Source organism: Streptomyces sp. NPDC057623, from assembly GCF_042800355.1.
Classification (GTDB): Bacteria; Actinomycetota; Actinomycetes; order Streptomycetales; family Streptomycetaceae; genus Streptomyces.
In genome coordinates this window covers 244,081-260,735 of record NZ_JBHVGZ010000005.1, presented here as the reverse complement: position 1 = coordinate 260,735, position 16,655 = coordinate 244,081, and the positions used below count along the sequence as shown (strand labels likewise).

The 16,655-nt window shown below is 71.7% G+C and carries 12 protein-coding genes, 2 pseudogenes and 1 riboswitch; of the genes and pseudogenes, 8 read left to right on the top strand and 6 right to left on the bottom strand.

The features are described 5' to 3' along the window. The first annotated feature begins 5 nt into the window (after positions 1–5). On the top strand, positions 6–1,031 hold the full coding sequence (locus ACFU95_RS08340) for a TIGR03842 family LLM class F420-dependent oxidoreductase (protein WP_383823541.1): 1,026 nt from the start codon (positions 6–8) through the stop codon (positions 1,029–1,031). Positions 1,032–1,236: 205 nt separating this feature from the next. Next, complete coding sequence (locus ACFU95_RS08335) at positions 1,237–2,784, top strand: NCS1 family nucleobase:cation symporter-1 (RefSeq protein ID WP_383823539.1); 1,548 nt, start codon at positions 1,237–1,239, stop codon at positions 2,782–2,784. Between the two features lie 28 nt (positions 2,785–2,812). Here ACFU95_RS08335 and ACFU95_RS08330 read toward each other — a convergent pair whose 3' ends face one another. Then, a complete protein-coding gene (locus ACFU95_RS08330; RefSeq protein ID WP_383823536.1) occupies positions 2,813–3,481 on the bottom strand; it encodes a hypothetical protein in 669 nt (222 codons plus the stop codon). 161 nt (positions 3,482–3,642) lie between these two features. After that, positions 3,643–4,128 (bottom strand): annotated as a pseudogene (locus ACFU95_RS08325) (DNA-binding protein); the annotation flags it as partial. A 167-nt stretch (positions 4,129–4,295) separates the two neighbouring features. On the opposite strand from ACFU95_RS08325, the gene ACFU95_RS08320 reads away from it, so the two are divergent. Both ACFU95_RS08320 and ACFU95_RS08315 read left to right on the top strand, forming a co-directional pair. Beyond that, a complete protein-coding gene (locus tag ACFU95_RS08320) occupies positions 4,296–5,528 on the top strand; it encodes an RNA-guided endonuclease InsQ/TnpB family protein (protein WP_383823533.1) in 1,233 nt (410 codons plus the stop codon). Between the two features lie 33 nt (positions 5,529–5,561). Beyond that, a pseudogene (locus ACFU95_RS08315) lies at positions 5,562–5,690 on the top strand (DNA-binding response regulator); the annotation flags it as partial. Here ACFU95_RS08315 and meaB read toward each other — a convergent pair. From meaB to ACFU95_RS08300, 3 genes are read right to left on the bottom strand one after another with little or no spacing between them, the layout of a single operon-like run. Then, complete coding sequence (meaB, locus tag ACFU95_RS08310; protein WP_383823530.1) at positions 5,639–6,682, bottom strand: methylmalonyl Co-A mutase-associated GTPase MeaB; 1,044 nt, start codon at positions 6,680–6,682, stop codon at positions 5,639–5,641. The pseudogene ACFU95_RS08315 and the gene meaB overlap by 52 nt on opposite strands. A 4-nt stretch (positions 6,683–6,686) precedes the next feature. Next, positions 6,687–8,861, bottom strand: coding sequence for a methylmalonyl-CoA mutase (scpA, locus tag ACFU95_RS08305; RefSeq protein ID WP_383823527.1), 2,175 nt, complete (start codon positions 8,859–8,861; stop codon positions 6,687–6,689). Continuing rightward, positions 8,861–10,663, bottom strand: coding sequence for a methylmalonyl-CoA mutase family protein (locus ACFU95_RS08300; protein WP_383823524.1), 1,803 nt, complete (start codon positions 10,661–10,663; stop codon positions 8,861–8,863). Before ACFU95_RS08300 ends, scpA begins: the two co-directional genes overlap by 1 nt. A gap of 142 nt (positions 10,664–10,805) precedes the next feature. Continuing rightward, a riboswitch (cobalamin riboswitch) is annotated at positions 10,806–11,021 on the top strand. Positions 11,022–11,079: 58 nt separating this feature from the next. On the opposite strand from ACFU95_RS08300, the gene ACFU95_RS08295 reads away from it, so the two are divergent. From ACFU95_RS08295 to ACFU95_RS08285, 3 genes are read left to right on the top strand one after another with little or no spacing between them, the layout of a single operon-like run. Further along, the gene (locus ACFU95_RS08295) at positions 11,080–12,132 is read left to right on the top strand and encodes an ABC transporter substrate-binding protein (protein WP_383823522.1); all 1,053 of its coding nucleotides are present in this window, start codon (positions 11,080–11,082) and stop codon (positions 12,130–12,132) included. A gap of 8 nt (positions 12,133–12,140) precedes the next feature. Next, on the top strand, positions 12,141–13,142 hold the full coding sequence (locus ACFU95_RS08290) for a FecCD family ABC transporter permease (RefSeq protein WP_383823519.1): 1,002 nt from the start codon (positions 12,141–12,143) through the stop codon (positions 13,140–13,142). After that, the gene (locus tag ACFU95_RS08285) at positions 13,139–13,939 is read left to right on the top strand and encodes an ABC transporter ATP-binding protein (RefSeq protein ID WP_383823516.1); all 801 of its coding nucleotides are present in this window, start codon (positions 13,139–13,141) and stop codon (positions 13,937–13,939) included. The genes ACFU95_RS08290 and ACFU95_RS08285 overlap by 4 nt, the downstream gene beginning before the upstream one ends. A 109-nt stretch (positions 13,940–14,048) precedes the next feature. Here the strand turns inward: ACFU95_RS08285 and ACFU95_RS08280 are convergent, their stop codons facing one another. Then, on the bottom strand, positions 14,049–14,321 hold the full coding sequence (locus tag ACFU95_RS08280; protein ID WP_383823513.1) for a hypothetical protein: 273 nt from the start codon (positions 14,319–14,321) through the stop codon (positions 14,049–14,051). A gap of 391 nt (positions 14,322–14,712) precedes the next feature. Here ACFU95_RS08280 and ACFU95_RS08275 point away from each other — a divergent pair, with 391 nt between their 5' ends. After that, a complete protein-coding gene (locus ACFU95_RS08275; RefSeq protein ID WP_383823511.1) occupies positions 14,713–16,539 on the top strand; it encodes a gamma-glutamyltransferase family protein in 1,827 nt (608 codons plus the stop codon). Positions 16,540–16,655: the final 116 nt, after the last annotated feature.

The following is a 16,655-nucleotide window of genomic DNA, read 5'->3' as shown; positions in this document are numbered from 1 at the left end:
AGCACATGGACTTCGGACTCGTCCTGCAGACCGACCCGCCTGCCTCACGGGTCGTCAGCCTGATGAAACGTGCCGAGCGGAGCGGGTTCGGCTACGGCTGGACCTTCGACTCGGCCGTGCTGTGGCAGGAGCCGTTCGTCATCTACAGCCAGATCCTCGCCAACACGCAGCAGCTGAAGGTCGGCCCGATGGTGACCAATCCGGGCACCCGCACCTGGGAGGTCACCGCCTCCACCTTCGCCACCCTCAACGACATGTTCGGCAACCGCACGGTCTGCGGTATCGGCCGCGGCGACTCGGCCATGCGCGTCGCCGGCCGCAAGCCCAACACCCTGGCCCGGATCAGCGAGGCCATGAAGGTCATCCGGGCCCTCGCCAGCGGCCGGGAGGCCGACCTCGGCGGCGGTACGGTCGTCAGATTCCCGTGGATCAAGCCCGGTGCCGAACTCCCCGTGTGGATGGCGGCGTACGGCCCGAAGGCCCTGAAGATGACCGGCGAGGAGGCCGACGGGTTCATCCTCCAGCTCGCCGACCTCTATCTCACCGAGTACATGGTCAAGGCAGTGAAGGACGCGGCCGTCGCCGCGGGACGCGACCCGGCGGACGTGAGGATCTGCGTCGCCGCTCCCGCGTACGTCACCGCGGACGACTCGCCCGAGGCCCTGGCGCACGCCCGGGAGCAGTGCCGCTGGTTCGGCGGGATGGTCGGCAACCATGTGGCCGACCTGGTGTCCAAGTACGGCGAGCACTCCGCCGCCGTACCGGACGAACTCACCGAGTACATCAAGGCGCGTGAGGGATACGACTACTCCCACCACGGACGCGCCGACAACCCGGACACCCAGTTCGTGCCCGACGAGATCGTCGATCGCTTCTGCGTCATCGGACCGGTCGAGAAGCACATCGAGAAGCTGAAGGCGCTGCGTGAGCTCGGCGTCGACCAGTTCGCCGTCTACGACATGCACGACGCGCAGGAAGCCGTGATCGACGCGTACGGCTCGTCGGTCATCCCCGCACTCAGCAACTCCTAGTCCCCGTCCGCGAGTTCAGGCACCGCGACACCGCGGCGCCGTTCCACCCGACCCCCCACACCTTGTCTCCCTCCCCGCGGCTCCCGGCCTCCCCGCCACCGCCCCGGGGAGGGAGGCGGGTCCGGGAACGCACCCGCCCTCCCCGGACCCGCCCAAGGCCCCCGCACGGCCTTTCCCTCCGTCCCGCACGTCGATTGGCCTGCTCATGACCGACACAGTCCCCACGGGGTCACCGATATCCCAGTCCGCCGACACCGGCGGACGCGTCGAACTCGCCCCCGGGGAATTCCCCGCCGACAGTCCCTTCGCCAACGAGGACCTGCGCCCCGTCCCGGTCGCCGAGCGCAAGTGGACGACGTACAACTTCGCGGCCCTGTGGATCTCCATGGCCCACTGCATCCCCAGCTGGACCCTGGCCTCCGGCCTGGTCGCGCTCGGCATGGACTGGAAGCAGGCCGTCTTCACCATCGCTCTGGCCAACGTCATCGTGCTGCTGCCGATGCTGGCCACCGGGCACGCCGGTCCCAAGTACGGCATCCCGTTCCCGGTGCTGGCCCGGGCCTCCTTCGGCCTGCGGGGCGCCAACATCCCGGCGCTGATCCGGGCGGCCGTGGCATGCGGCTGGTTCGGCATCCAGACCTGGATCGGCGGCAGCGGCATCTTCGCGCTGGGCTCCAAGCTCACCGGCGGCGGCTGGGAGAACGCCGGGAAGATCGCGGGCAACCCGTGGCCGCTGTGGCTGTGCTTCCTCCTCTTCTGGGCGCTGCAGATCGCGATCATCTACCGGGGCATGGATTTCCTGCGGCACTTCGAGAACTGGGCCGCGCCCTTCGTGATCGTCGGCGCGCTCGTGCTGCTGATCTGGATCGCGGTCGAGGCGGACGGCTTCGGCGCGCTGCTCGACCAGCCGTCGAAGCTCGGCTGGGGCGCTGACTTCTGGCCGGTCTTCTTCCCGTCCTTGATGGGAATGATCGGCTTTTGGGCCACTTTGTCGCTCAATATTCCAGACTTCACCCGCTTCGGCGCCAGCCAGAAGGCGCAGACCTGGGGACAGGCCCTCGGCCTGCCCACGACGATGACCCTCTTCGCGATCCTCGCCGTGCTGGTCACCTCCGGCTCCGAGGTCGTCTACGGCGAGGCGATCTGGGACCCGGTCGCCCTCGCCGCAAAGGCCGACAACGCCTTCGGTCTGCTGTTCGCGCTGATCATCGTGCTCGTCGCGACCATCTCCGTGAACATCGCGGCGAACGTGGTCTCCCCGGCCTACGACCTGGCGAACCTGGCGCCGAAGCTCATCAACTTCCGCACGGGCGCGCTGATCACCGGGGTCGTCGGCATCCTGATCTTCCCGTGGAAGCTGATCTCCACCCCGGAGTTCTACATCTTCACCTGGCTCGGCGTGGTCGGCGGTCTGCTCGGCACGGTCGCCGGCATTCTGATCGCCGACTACTGGATCGTCCGCCGTACGATCCTGCACCTCGCCGACCTGTACACGCCCGGCGGGCGCTACTGGTACTCGTCCGGCTGGAACTGGCGCGCGATCGTCGCCTTCCTCGTCGGCGGCGTCCTCGCGGTCGGCGGTTCGTACTCGGGCGTCGGCGCCGACGGGGCGAAGACCGGGCCGTTCCCGACGGACGGACTGATCCCGTTCCTCAAGCCCCTCGCCGACTACGGCTGGGCCGTGGGTCTGGGCACCTCGCTGGTGCTCTACGCGGTGCTGATGGCCGGCCACCGGGAACGCGTCGAGACCTGAACCGGAGCGACCGGCCGCGGGAGGACGGTCAGCCCTTCTGACCGTCCTCCAGGGCGGCCACGGCCTCCCTGGCCGCCTTGATCGCGCCCTTGTTGATCTCGTCGGTGCCGGGCGCCTTCTTCGACTCGAAGTCGCTGCCGCTGTACGTGATGGAGACCAGCGCGTTGGACGCGCGGACCAGCACCACGCCCTCGCGGGTCTGCTGCTTGTCCTCGGTGGTGAGGTTCACGACCGAGTACCCCGAGTCACCGATGCCCGGGACGTCACCGCCGCCGCTCCGGTCCGCGACGCGGTCCTTGAACGACTTCTGGGCCGCCTCGTCCGACTCGGTGATCTCGAAGGAGACGTCCAGCCACCGGTACTCGAACCCCTTGAGCGCGTTCCACGAGCAGGTGCGGCGCAGCTTCGAGTCGGTCGACGGGATCTCCTTGCCGGCCGTCTTGGCCTCCGGGACGAGCGCCTTTATCGACTTCGAGCCCAGGCTGTCGCACGGCGAGGGAGCGGCGGCGTACGTCTTCGACACGGCCGCCGTCGCGGGGGCCGAGGGTGACTCCTCCCCGCTGTTCTGGGTCGCCTGGTCTTGGGCCGCCGGTGTCGCGGCGAACGGTCCGGACGACATCGCCCAGCCCGCCGCGGCGAGTACGACGACGGGCGACAGACGCGCGGTGAGGGCGAGCGGCAAGGGCAGAGAACGCACGGCGCACTTCTCGTGGGGGACGGTGCGGAAGGAGTCCGCACTGCGGACGGGACGCCAGTGTCACATGACTCCCTGTGGGGCGGAAGTGCCAACTCGCTCCGTGCCGACGCCACTACGGAAAGGCCGCAGCAAGGCCGCAATTACGGGGTGCCCTGGGCGAGTTACAGCGCCTCCTGGATGATTTGGGCGCAGATAGCGCTTTCAATGCGGTCCACCGCCAGGAAGGCCCCGTATGCCACCAGGTGCACCAGACAGTGGTCGGTGTGCTCCGGCCGGCGCCATGCCGTCACGTCCTCGTCGGTGATGCGGTACGGCGCGAGGGCGGCCAGCAGGGCCAGCCGGGCGGCCGAGCGCTCCCGGCGGTCCGGGAACCCGTCCCAGGCGAGCGGCGGATGCGTTCCGTCCCAATCCTGAAGGGTCTGCGCGAAGAGGTGGTGGTCGTCGGCGTCCAGCAGGCCCGCGCCGCTCATGGCCGCCCTGAGCAGCGCCGCGTACGCGATACCGACGGGCGTGCCCTCGGCCCATGCGGGGGCTTCACCGCGCTCTTGCCAGGATGCCCCGGCGTTCACGCCGGGGAGGAATGGCATCCCGGTGTTGCGGCGCGGAGCGCCGTCGTCTCCGGGGCGTGGGCGGCTCCGCCCGCAGGGCTGCCGGCGGAGCCGGGGGATGCGAACGCTTGTACTTGCGATCGCTGATCGGAGTGGTGATCGGGTGATCTGGGTACAGGCGTGCGGCTGTCGCACGTATGGTCCCGTCACGAGGCGTCGGCAGGCTGCGGATGGTCGGTTCCGGGAGCGTTGTGGGGGGTGGGGGCATGGCGGAAGTGGGGGCGGTGACGGAGGAGGTTGGGCATGCCCGGTGGACGTTCCGGCTGCGGGTGTCGTCCACCGCGCTGGCCGCGCTCATGGACGAGTGGGGCCGCTGCCGGTGGGTGTGGAACGAGTGCGCGGCCAAGTCCCGGCAGGTCCACGCCCGCAACCGGTCCTGGCCCGACGGCGCCGACCGGCAGACGTGCGGTCCGGCGCAGCTGGACCGGATGCTGACCGGGGCCCGCGCCCGCACACCGTGGCTGCGGGCGGGCAGTTCGGTGCCGCAGCAGCAGATCATCCGCGACTTCGGCAAGTCGAGGGCGAAGGCGCTCAAAGACATCCGCGCGTGTCTGCCGCAGGGGCAGCGGGCCGGGATGCCGACCTGGAAGACCAAGCGCGAAGCCCTGCCGAGCCTGAACTACACCCGGCGCGGATTCCGCCTGAAGGACGGCCGCCTGCTCCTGGCCGGGGGCATCGTCCTGGCCGTGGTGTGGTCCCGCCAGCTGCCCGCCGAGCCCTCCAGCGTGCGCGTCTACCAGGACAGTCTGGGGCACTGGTACTGCTCGTTCGTGGTCCCCGCCGAGGTTCAGCCGCTGCCGGAGACCGGGCGGGTGCTCGGCGTCGACTGGGGCGTGCGCGAGATCGCGACCACCACCTCCGACGCCCACGACCTTCCCCACCCGCAGCACGGGAAGCAGGCCCGGGCCAAGCTGGGCCGGTATGACCGGATGACGGCCCGCCGCAAGCCGAAGAAGGGGCAGGCCGCTTCCCAGGGCTACCGGGAGGCGAAGAAGGGGCGGGCGAAGACCTACGCCAAGATCGCCCGGCAGCGCCAGGACACCGCCCGCAAATGGGCCAAGAAGGTCGTGACCGACCACGACGCGCTCGCGGTGGAGGACTTCAGCCCGAAGTTCCTCGCGAAGTCGACGATGGCCCGCAAGGCCGCCGACGCGGCGATCGGCGCCACCAAGCAGGCCCTGCTGGAGATGGCCCGCAAACACGGCCGGATCGTGCACCTGGTCCACCCGGCCCACACCACCATGGACTGCGCCAACTGCGGAGCGAGAACCAAGCACGCCCTGCCGCTGTCCGAACGCACCTACACCTGCACCGCCTGCGGGTTCGTGTCCCCCCGGGACAAGAACTCCGCCCGCGTGATGCTCCTCCGGGCTGGTCTCACCCCGGCTGGTGTCGAGGGCATAAGACCTCCGGGAGCGCCGCTCCCGGAGGCAGCCTGAGCCAGGAATCCCCCTCACTTATGAGGGGGAGGATTCAAGGCGAAGACCCACATCAGCCGGGCGATGACGAAGCTGGGGGCGCGGGACCGGGCCCAACTCGTCGTGTTCGCCTATGAGTCGGGGCTGGTGGCGCCGCGCAGTCCCGACGCGTCGGCGTGCTGACCCTGGGTGCCCTGCCCGTCGCCGAACGCCGCGAGAATCCGCTCGGCGGCGAGCGTCGCGGTCAGCTCCCCGTCCCTGACGAGCTGTTCCAGGGCCGGGGCGAGGGACCGTACCGCAGGGTCGGCGTGCAGACGGCCGAGGAGCTCGTCACGGACCATGGTCCACGTCCAGTCGACCTGCTGGTCGCGGCGCTTGGCGGCGAGGCGGCCGGTGGAGTCCAGTAGCGTCCGGTGCTGTTCGAGGCGGTCCCAGACGGTGTCCAGGCCGATCGACTCGCGCCCGCTGCAATGCAGGACGGGCGGGGTCCAGGCGGCGTCCTTGCCGTGCATCAGCCGCAGCGCGCCCGACAGTTCACGGGCGGCGGCCTGCGCGTCCCGCTCGTGCGGACCGTCCGCCTTGTTGACGGCGAGCACGTCGGCCAGTTCGAGGACGCCCTTCTTGATGCCCTGGAGCTGGTCGCCCGTGCGGGCGAGGGTGAGCAGCAGGAAGGAGTCGACCATGTTCGCGACGGCGGTCTCCGACTGGCCGACCCCGACGGTCTCCACCAGCACCACGTCGTAGCCCGCGGCCTCCATCACCACGATCGACTCACGGGTGGCCTTCGCGACGCCGCCCAGCGTGCCCGCCGTGGGGGAGGGGCGGATGAAGGCCGCCGGGTCGACGGCCAGGCGCTCCATCCGCGTCTTGTCGCCCAGGATCGACCCGCCCGTACGGCTGGACGAGGGGTCGACGGCCAGGACCGCGACCCGGTGACCGAGGCCGGTGAGCATCGTGCCGAACGCGTCGATGAACGTCGACTTGCCGACCCCCGGCACCCCGCTGACGCCGATCCTGCGCGCCTTGCCGCTGTACGGCAGCAACTCGGTCAGCAACCGCTGGGCCAGTACCCGGTGCCCGGGCCGGGTGGACTCGACGAGGGTGATGGCGCGGGCGACGATCGCCCGCTTCCCGTCGAGCACACCCTTCACATACGCATCGAGTTCGATCGCCATGGATTCAGTCGCCGTGCCCGAGGTCGGCCGCCAGCCGCTCCACCAGGTCGTAGGCCGCGTCCGGGATCACCGTCCCCGGCGGGAAGACGGCCGCCGCGCCCATCTCCAGCAGCGTCGCGACGTCCTGCGGCGGGATCACACCACCGACCACGATCATGATGTCCTCGCGGCCCTCCTCGGCCAGCGCCTCCTTCAGCGCCGGGACGAGGGTGAGGTGCCCGGCGGCCAGCGACGACACCCCGACGATGTGCACGTCCGCCTCGACGGCCTGGCGCGCCACCTCGGCCGGGGTCTGGAAGAGCGGGCCGACGTCGACGTCGAAGCCGAGGTCGGCGAAGGCGGTGGCGATCACCTTCTGGCCGCGGTCGTGGCCGTCCTGGCCCATCTTGGCGACCAGGATGCGCGGGCGGCGGCCCTCGTTCTCCTCGAAGGCGTCCACGAGGGCGCGGGTGCGGTCCACGGACGGGGACTGGCCGGCTTCGTTGCGGTACACGCCGGAGATCGTACGGATCTGGCTCGCGTGCCTGCCGTACACCTTCTCCAGGGCGTCGGAGATCTCCCCGACGGTGGCCTTCGCACGGGCCGCGTTCACCGCCAGCTCCAGCAGGTTGCCCTCGGCGCCGGCCGCCCGGGTCAGGGCGTCCAGCGCGTCCTGGCAGACCCGCTCGTCGCGCTCCTCACGCAACCGCCGCAGCTTGGCGATCTGCTGGGCGCGCACGGAGGAGTTGTCGACCTTGAGGACGTCGATCTGCTCGTCGCTGTCCACGCGGTACTTGTTGACGCCGATGACCGGCTGGCGGCCGGAGTCGATCCGGGCCTGGGTGCGGGCCGCGGCCTCCTCGATGCGCAGCTTGGGGATGCCGGCGTCGATCGCCTTGGCCATGCCGCCCGCCGCCTCCACCTCCTGGATGTGCTGCCAGGCGCGGCGGGCGAGGTCGTAGGTCAGCTTCTCGACGTAGGCGCTGCCGCCCCACGGGTCGATGACCCGGGTGGTGCCGGACTCCTGCTGGAGCAGCAGCTGGGTGTTGCGGGCGATGCGGGCGGAGAAGTCGGTGGGCAGCGCCAGCGCCTCGTCGAGGGCGTTGGTGTGCAGCGACTGGGTGTGGCCCTGGGTGGCCGCCATCGCCTCGACACACGTACGCGTGACGTTGTTGAACACGTCCTGCGCGGTCAGCGACCAGCCCGAGGTCTGCGAATGGGTGCGCAGGGACAGCGACTTGGAGTTCTGCGGGTCGAACTGCTTCACCAGCTTCGCCCACAGCAGGCGCGCCGCGCGCAGCTTGGCGACCTCCATGAAGAAGTTCATGCCGATCGCCCAGAAGAACGACAGCCGGGGCGCGAACGCGTCCACGTCCAGGCCGGCCTCACGGCCCGCGCGGATGTACTCCACACCGTCCGCGAGGGTGTACGCCAGCTCCAGGTCGGCCGTCGCGCCCGCCTCCTGGATGTGGTAGCCGGAGATGGAGATGGAGTTGTAGCGCGGCATCCGCTGCGAGGTGAAGGCGAAGATGTCGGAGATGATCCGCATCGACGGCTTCGGCGGGTAGATGTAGGTGTTGCGGACCATGAACTCCTTGAGGATGTCGTTCTGAATGGTCCCGGCCAGCTTCTCCGCCGGCACGCCCTGCTCCTCCGCCGCCACGATGTACAGCGCCAGCACCGGCAGCACGGCGCCGTTCATCGTCATCGAGACGGTCATCCTGTCCAGCGGGATGCCGTCGAAGAGCTGGCGCATGTCGTAGATCGAGTCGATCGCCACGCCCGCCATGCCGACGTCACCCGTCACGCGCGGGTGGTCGCTGTCGTAGCCGCGGTGGGTGGGCAGGTCGAAGGCGACCGACAGGCCCTTCTGGCCGGCCGCCAGGTTGCGCCGGTAGAAGGCGTTGGACTCCTCGGCGGTCGAGAAGCCCGCGTACTGGCGGATCGTCCAGGGCTGGTTGACGTACATCGTCGGGTACGGGCCGCGCAGATACGGCGCCATGCCCGGGTGCGTCGACAGGAAGTCCAGGCCCTCCAGGTCACGGCCCGTGTACAGCGGCTTGACCGCGATGCCCTCCGGGGTCTCCCACAGCGGCTCGTCGCCGCCCGTGGCCTGCTTGACCGCCGTACGCCACTCGTCGGCGCCGCCGGCGGCGGCCGGGGTCCCCAGCTCGATCCCGGAGAAGTCGGGGATTCCCATCAGGACACTCCCATGCGGTCGAGGGTGGCGGACAGCACGGCGACGGCGTCACAGCCCGCGAAGACATACGAGTCGACCTCGGTGTACTGCCCGGGCCGGCCCGCGAGGAACACCTGCGTGGCGCCCGCCGACCTGAACCCGGCGGCCACGGTCTCGGCCTGCTCCTCGTAGAGGGCGTCACTGGAGCACAGGCACACCTCGGTGGCGCCGCTCTCCTCGAAGCCGCCCTCGGTGACGGGCTCGATGCCGCCTGCCTGGAAGAGGTTCGAGGCGAAGGTGAGGCGCGCGGTGTGCGCGGCGGCGGGGCCGAGCGCGGCCAGGAAGACACGGGGCCGGGAGCCGGTGGCGGCCAGGTGGGCGTCGGAGCGGGCGCGCAGCGCCTCGTACGCCTCGTCGCGGCGGACCCGGGGGAGGCCGCCGGACCGGGGTTCGGGGGCGGGCTCGCGCTGCACGGGCGGCTCGGACAGGTACGGGAACTCGCTGACGCCGGTGACGGGTTCGCGGCGCTTGGCGAGCTTGCCGGCCCGCGCCTCCCAGGTGGCGGCGAGGTCCTGGCCCAGCTGCCCGGAGCGCAGGGCGGCCGCCTGGCCTCCCGCGCCTTCGATCTTGCGGAAGAACTCCCAGCCCGCGTGGGCGAGTTCGTCCGTGAGTCGCTCCACGTACCAGGAGCCGCCCGCCGGGTCGATCACCCGGGCGAGGTGCGACTCCTCCAGGAGGATGGTCGAGGTGTTGCGGGCGATGCGCCGCGCGAACGCGTCCGGCAGGCCCAGCGCGTGGTCGAAGGGCAGCACGGTCACCGAGTCGGCGCCGCCGACCCCGGCGGCCAGCGTGGCCACCGTCGTGCGCAGCATGTTCACCCACGGGTCGCGGCGCGTCATCATCACCGGCGAGGTCACGACGTGCTGCACCTGCGCGCTCGGCGCCGCGCACACCTCGCTCACCCGCGCCCACAGCCGGCGCGCGGCCCGCAGCTTGGCGATGGTCAGGAACTGGTCGGCGGTGGCCGCGTAGCGGAACTCCAGCTGCGCACACACCTGTTCGACCGTCAGGCCCGCCTCGGTGAGCTCCCGCAGATACGCGACGCCGGTCGCGAGCGAGCAGCCCAGCTCCTGGGCGGCCGAGCCGCCGGCCTCGTGGTACGGCAACGCGTCCACGGTCAGCGCCCGCAGCCCCGGGTACTCCTCGGCACACCGCCGGGCCAGCGAGGCGACCGGCGCGAACGCCGAGGACTCTCCGGTACGTGCCTCGTGGCCGAGCGGGTCCCCGCCGAGGTTGCCGCGCGCCGCCTCCTTGGCGACGCCCCGCTCCTCGTACAGCCGCAGCAGCTCGCGCGCGGCGGGTTCCACGTCGGCTCCCGCGTCGAGGGCGACGGGGGCCAGGTCGAGATAGACACCGTCCAGGACCCGGCCGAGCGACGACACCGGGATGCCGCCCTCGCCGAGGACCAGCCAGAGCGAGGTGACGCCGTTCTCCAGGTCCGCGAGCGCCACACCGTCCGCGACCGCGGTGTGCCGCTGGCGCAGGTCCCAGCCGCCGACCGTGTTGCCCTCGGCGCGACCGCCGCGGACGAACGGGGCGAACCCGGGCAGACCGGGGTCGGGTGCGGCGTCGCGCGCGGTGTACAGGGGACGGGTGCGCAGCCCGTCCTCCAGAGCAGTGGACAGGGCATCTACCGCTGCCGGACCCGAGACGTCCTTGCCCGACTTGCGCAGCACACCTTCCACCAGGTGTTGCCACTGCTCATGGGTTGCGTCAGGGAACTCGGCGGCCAGCGAGAGCCCGTCGTCAGGCAGGACCGTCATGCTCGGATGCTAGGTCAGATCGACAAAGGAGCAGCAGAGGGCACGGCTGTGACCTTTCCCTCTCGCAGGTTGTGACCTGGGTCTCCGCACTCTCCCGGGCCCCCGCGGTGACCGTTCTGCCGGCCTGGCGGCGAGGCGGGCTTGATAGCCTCTGCGGGCCAGTCGAGCCACATCCGAGGCCAGGGAATCCGGTGCGAATCCGGAGCTGACGCGCAGCGGTGAGGGGGACCGGCGGGGCACACCATGCCACTGGGAGGGGAACGGGCCGGCCGAAGGGCGGGCACGGGAACCGTACCGGGAAGGCGCCCCGGCGGGACGAACCCGAGTCCGAAGACCTGCTGGCACCTTCGCGCCCCGCGCGAAGGACGTCCGTAGGCCAGGCTCCGCGCACGAGCCCCGACAACCGAGGCACGCCTGTGTTCCGTTCCGCGTTCCGTCCCGCCGCCCTGCTGCTCGCACCCGCCCTTCTGCTCACCGCCTGCGGTGGCCCTGGAGACGGCGGCACCGAGGACAGCGGCAAGCCCGCCACCGCGGGCCATCCCCTCACCCTCGACAACTGCGGCCACGAGGTCACCCTCAAGTCCGCCCCGCAGCACGCCGTCTCCCTCAACCAGGGCACCACCGAGATCCTGCTCTCCCTCGGCCTCGCCGACCGCATCGCCGGTACGGCGACCTGGACCGACCCGGTGATGAAGGGGCTGGAGAAGGCAAACGCCTCCGTACCCCGCCTCGCGGACAACGCGCCCTCCTTCGAGAAGGTCCTGGACGCCGAACCCGACTTCGTCACCGCCTCCTTCGAATCCACCCTCGGCAAGGGCGGCGTCGCCACCCGCGAGCAGTTCGAGAAGCTGGGCGTGCCCACGTACGTCTCGCCCTCCGACTGCGCCGCGGGCAAGGACAACGACAGCGGCGGCGACGGCTCCCGCTCCACCCCGCTCACCCTCGATGCCGTGTACGGCGAGATCCGCGACCTGGCCCGCGCGTTCGGCGTCGAGGAGCGCGGCGAGAAGCTCGTCGCCGCGCTGAAGGAGCGGGTGCGCGAGGCCACCGCCGGACTGGACGCCTCCGACGTGTCCCTCATGTACTGGTTCGCCAACTCCCAGTCGCCCTACCTCGCCGGTTGCTGCGGTGCGCCGGGCGCCATCACCCGTGCCGTCGGCGCGCGGAACGCGTTCGCCGACACCCACGACGAGTGGCCCCAGATCAACTGGGAGACGGTCGCCGACCGCGACCCCGACGTGATCGTGATCGGCGACCTGACCCGCGAGCAGCAGACCGCGGAGACCGCCGCGGCCAAGATCAGCTTCCTGGAGACCAACCCCGCCACCCGCAACCTGACCGCGGTGAAGAAGAAGCGGTACGTCCTGCTCAGCGGGCAGGCGATGAACCCGTCCATCCGCACGGTCGAAGGCATCGAGAAGGTCGCCGCCGGGCTGCGCGACTTCGGGCTCGCCGGACGCACCAGGTGAGCCCGCGCATGCCGCTGCTGGCCCTCGGCGGGCCGGCCGCGCTGCTCGCGTCGGTCGCCGTCGCGGTGACGATCGGGCCGGCCGACATCTCCACCGCCGATGTCTGGGCGTCCGTCGCCGCTCATCTCGGCCTCGGCGACAGCACGTTGGCGCCCCTGCGGGACGGCATCGTGTGGAACCTGCGGATGCCGCGCACGCTGCTCGCCGCGGTGTGCGGGGCCGGGCTCGCCGTCTGCGGGGCCGTCATGCAGTCGCTGCTGCGCAATCCGCTCGCCGATCCGTTCGTCCTCGGGGTGTCCTCCGGGGCGTCGACCGGAGCGGTCGCCGTGGTGGTGCTGGGTGTGGGCGGCGGCGTCGTGTCCCTCTCGGCCGGCGCCTTCCTCGGCTCGTTGCTCTCCTTCGCCATGGTGCTGCTGCTCAGTCACGTCCTCGGCGGCAGCATGGACCGGGTCGTGCTGTCCGGGGTGGCGGCCATGCAGCTCTTCTCCGCGCTGACCTCGTTCGTCATCCTGACCTCCGCCGACGCCGAGACCACCCGGGGCGTGCTGTTCTGGCTGCTGGGCTCGCTCTCCGGCGCCGACTGGGGACAGGTTCTGCTCTGCGCCGTCGTCCTCGCCGCGGTCCTCGCCCTCAGCCTCGGATACGCCCGCACCCTGGACGCCTTCGCCTTCGGGGACGACGCCGCCGCCGGACTCGGCGTCCGGGTCGCCCGTACCCGGCTGGTCCTGCTCTGCGCCACCGCACTGCTCACCGCCGCCCTGGTCAGCTGCGCCGGCGCCATCGGCTTCGTCGGCCTGGTCCTCCCGCACGCCACCCGCGCGCTCACCGGCCCCGGGCACGCCCGCCTCCTGCCGGTCACGGCGCTGACCGGAGCCGTCTTCCTGGTGTGGGTCGACACCGTCGCCCGCACCGTCCTCGACCCCCAGGAGGTCCCGGTGGGCGTGGTGACGTCCCTCATCGGCGTCCCGGCGTTCGTGGCCGTGCTCTACCGCGGACGGAGCAAGGCATGACCGGCCCGCACACCAGCCTGCACGCGGACCGTGTCGTACGGCGCGTCGCCGACAAGGTCATCGTCGACGGCATCACCCTCACCCTGCGCCCGGGGGAGACCGTCGGACTGCTCGGCCCCAACGGCTCCGGCAAGTCGACGCTGTTGAGGCTCCTCGCCGGAGTCCTCGCACCCAGCGCCGGGCTCGTCACCCTGGACGGGCGCCCGCTGTCCGAGGTCGGCCGCCGGGCCACCGCCCGGCGTGTCGCCACCGTCGAACAGCACGCCCACACCCAGACCGAGCTGACCGTCCGCGACGTCGTGGCGCTGGGCCGCGTCCCGCACCGCCGCGCCTGGACGCCCCCCGCGGCCGCCGACGCCGAGGCCGTCACCGCGGCCCTCGCCCGCACCGGGCTGACCGACCGGGCCGGCCAGTCCTGGCACACCCTCTCCGGTGGCGAACGCCAGCGCACCCAGATCGCCCGCGCCCTCGCCCAGGAACCCCGCGAGCTCCTCCTCGACGAACCCACCAACCACCTGGACATCCAGCACCAACTCGACCTGCTGGACCTCGTCGCCGACCTCCCGGTCACCACCGTGATCGCCCTGCACGACCTCAACCTCGCCGCGATGTACTGCGACCGCCTGGTCGTCCTGCGCGCGGGCCGGGCCGTGGCGGAGGGGACTCCGGCCGAGGTTCTGACCCCGGCCCTCATCGAACAGGTCTACGGCGTCCGAGCCGAGGTCACCACCGACACCGGCCACCCGGTGGTCCGCTTCCTGCGCCGCGGGGCCGCACCGTCGGTCCGGCCCGCCTGACCTGGACGAGCCCCGCCGGGCGACGGCCGCGACGCCTGCCGGAACATCCCACGCCCCGCACCGAGGGCATCCCGGTGCGGGGCGTGGGACCGACGACGCGGCGTGACCGTCAGAGACTCATGGCCCCGTCGAAAGCAGGCCCGCTCTGTCCGAAGCCGGAGGCGTCCTGACCGAAGTCGGACGCACCCTGGTCGAAGCCGGACGCGCCCTGTCCGTCATCCGACGAACCCTGGCCGAAGTCGGAATCGGACGGAGCGCTGGTCCCGAGTTCGAATCCGGTGTTGCTCCCGTTGTCGTTCTCGTCGGCGAGGGCCTGGCCCGCCCCTCCGAGCAGAACACTCCCGGCGAGAGCGATGGCGGCCAGCACGGCAGGTGCACGCATGAATGTCTCCTTCGATCGGTGTGTGCTCGCCAGAGGTATGCCGCCGGCCCCCATGCGAGAAGCGTCCATTTCACACAAGCACCCGAATAGGCGGTGCACATGGCGCTATCCGCGCCGGGCCCCCGATGCCGACCCGCCTTGACTCCGGGGCCGGCTCCCGGTTCAACTCCCGGCTGGAAGCCAGGACTTCCTGCACGTGCCGACCGCCACCCCCGACCACCATGCCCACTTCAGGTCGGAGGCGGGGGAGGAGGGACCGGGGGCGATCGATAGCCTGCCGGAGGAGCGGCAGGAGGAGGTTCCGGAAGCACACCCGCCGGATTCTCCCCAGGGCCGCTCCTGACTGCCCGTCAGTCTGCCAATGCGCGCAACCAGCGAGGTGAGAGCCCACATGTTCACAACCCGCCCCACCCTCCAGGGCACCTTCGGCATGGTGTCCTCCACCCACTGGCTGGCCTCGCAGTCCGCGATGGCCGTGCTGGAGGGCGGGGGCAACGCGTATGACGCAGCCGTGGCGGGCGCGTTCGTGCTGCATGTGGTCGAGCCGCACCTCAACGGGCCGGCCGGCGAGGTGCCGATCCTGCTGGCCCCGGCGGGCGGAGAGGTGCGGGTGCTGTGCGGGCAGGGCACGGCACCGGCCGGGGCGACCGTCGCGCACTACCGGGGCCTCGGGCTGGAACTCGTGCCCGGGACGGGACCGCTCGCCGCCGCAGTGCCCGGCGCGTTCGACGCCTGGATGCTTCTGCTGCGCGACCACGGCACCAAGTCGCTCGGCGAGGTGCTCCGGTACGCCATCGGCTACGCCGAAGACGGGCACGCGCCCGTGGAGCGGGTCGGGGAGACCGTCGAGACCGTGCGGGAGCTGTTCGAGACGGAGTGGACGTCGTCGGCCGAGGTGTATCTGCCGGGCGGGAAGGCTCCCCGGCCCGGGGAGCTGCTGCGCAATCCCGCCCTCGCCGCCACCTGGAAGCGGCTGCTCGGCGAGGTCGCCGGTGCCGGGGACCGGGTCGCGCAGATCGAGGCCGCGCGGGAGGTGTGGCGGACCGGCTTCATCGCCGAGGCCCTCGTACGGCAGGCCCGGCGGCCCACCATGGACACCAGCGGCGAACGTCACTCCGGCACGCTCACGGCCGCCGACCTCGCCGGCTGGTCCGCCACCTACGAAGCACCGGCGACGTACGACTGGAACGGCTGGACCCTGTGCAAGGCCGGCCCCTGGAGTCAGGGCCCGGTCCTCCTCCAGCAGCTCGCGCTGCTCCCGCCCGAGCTGCCCCGGTACGGGTCCGCCGAGTACGTCCACCTGCTGATCGAGGGCTGCAAGCTGGCCATGGCCGACCGGGAGGCCTGGTACGGCGACGCGGCCGAGGTACCCCTCGACGAGCTGCTGTCCAACCGGTACAACGCGGCCCGGCGGGAGCTGGTCGGCCACAAGGCATCCCACGAGCTGCGGCCCGGCAGCCCGGGCGGACGCGCCCCGCGCCTGTGCGCCCACGCGCGCGTGGCGGCCGCCGACGGGCCCGGCTTCGACGCGCTGGGGGTCGGTGAACCGACGGTCGCCAAGAGCCCGACGTCTCCGGTACCGGGTGAGCCCGACGTCCGCGCCGACGGCGGCACCCGTGGCGACACCTGCCACCTGGACATCGTCGACCGCTGGGGCAACATGGTCGCGGCCACCCCCAGCGGCGGCTGGCTCCAGTCCAACCCCGTCGTGCCCGAACTGGGCTTCCCGCTCGGCACCCGGCTCCAGATGACCTGGCTGGAGGAGGGCCTGCCGAACTCGCTGACGCCGGGCCGGCGGCCCCGTACGACACTCACGCCCTCGATCGCCCTGCGCGACGGCGTGCCCGTCATGGCCTTCGGTACGCCCGGCGGGGACCAGCAGGACCAGTGGCAGCTGCACTTCTTCCTCGCGGTCGCCCTGCGCGGCCAGGTCCGCGGCGGCCTCGACCTCCAGGGCGCGATCGACGCCCCGAACTGGCACAACGACAGCTTCCCCGGCTCCTTCTACCCGCGCGGGATGCGACCGGGAAGCGTCACGGTGGAGTCCCGCACGGCCCCCGAGGTGGTGGAGGAGCTACGGCGGCGGGGCCACGCCGTGACCGTCGGTGACGCCTGGTCGGAGGGCCGGCTGTGCGCGGTCGCGAGGGACCCGGAGACCGGGGTCCTGTCGGCGGCGGCGAATCCGCGGGGGATGCAGGGCTACGCGGTCGGCCGTTGAGGGCAGCCGCCGGGCGTCATCGGCAGGCCCCTGACCTGCCGATACGCGCACCCCATGTTCATGCCGACGCCATCCGGCGTCCATCGGACGGGCGGGGATTGTCAGTGGGGCGTGCT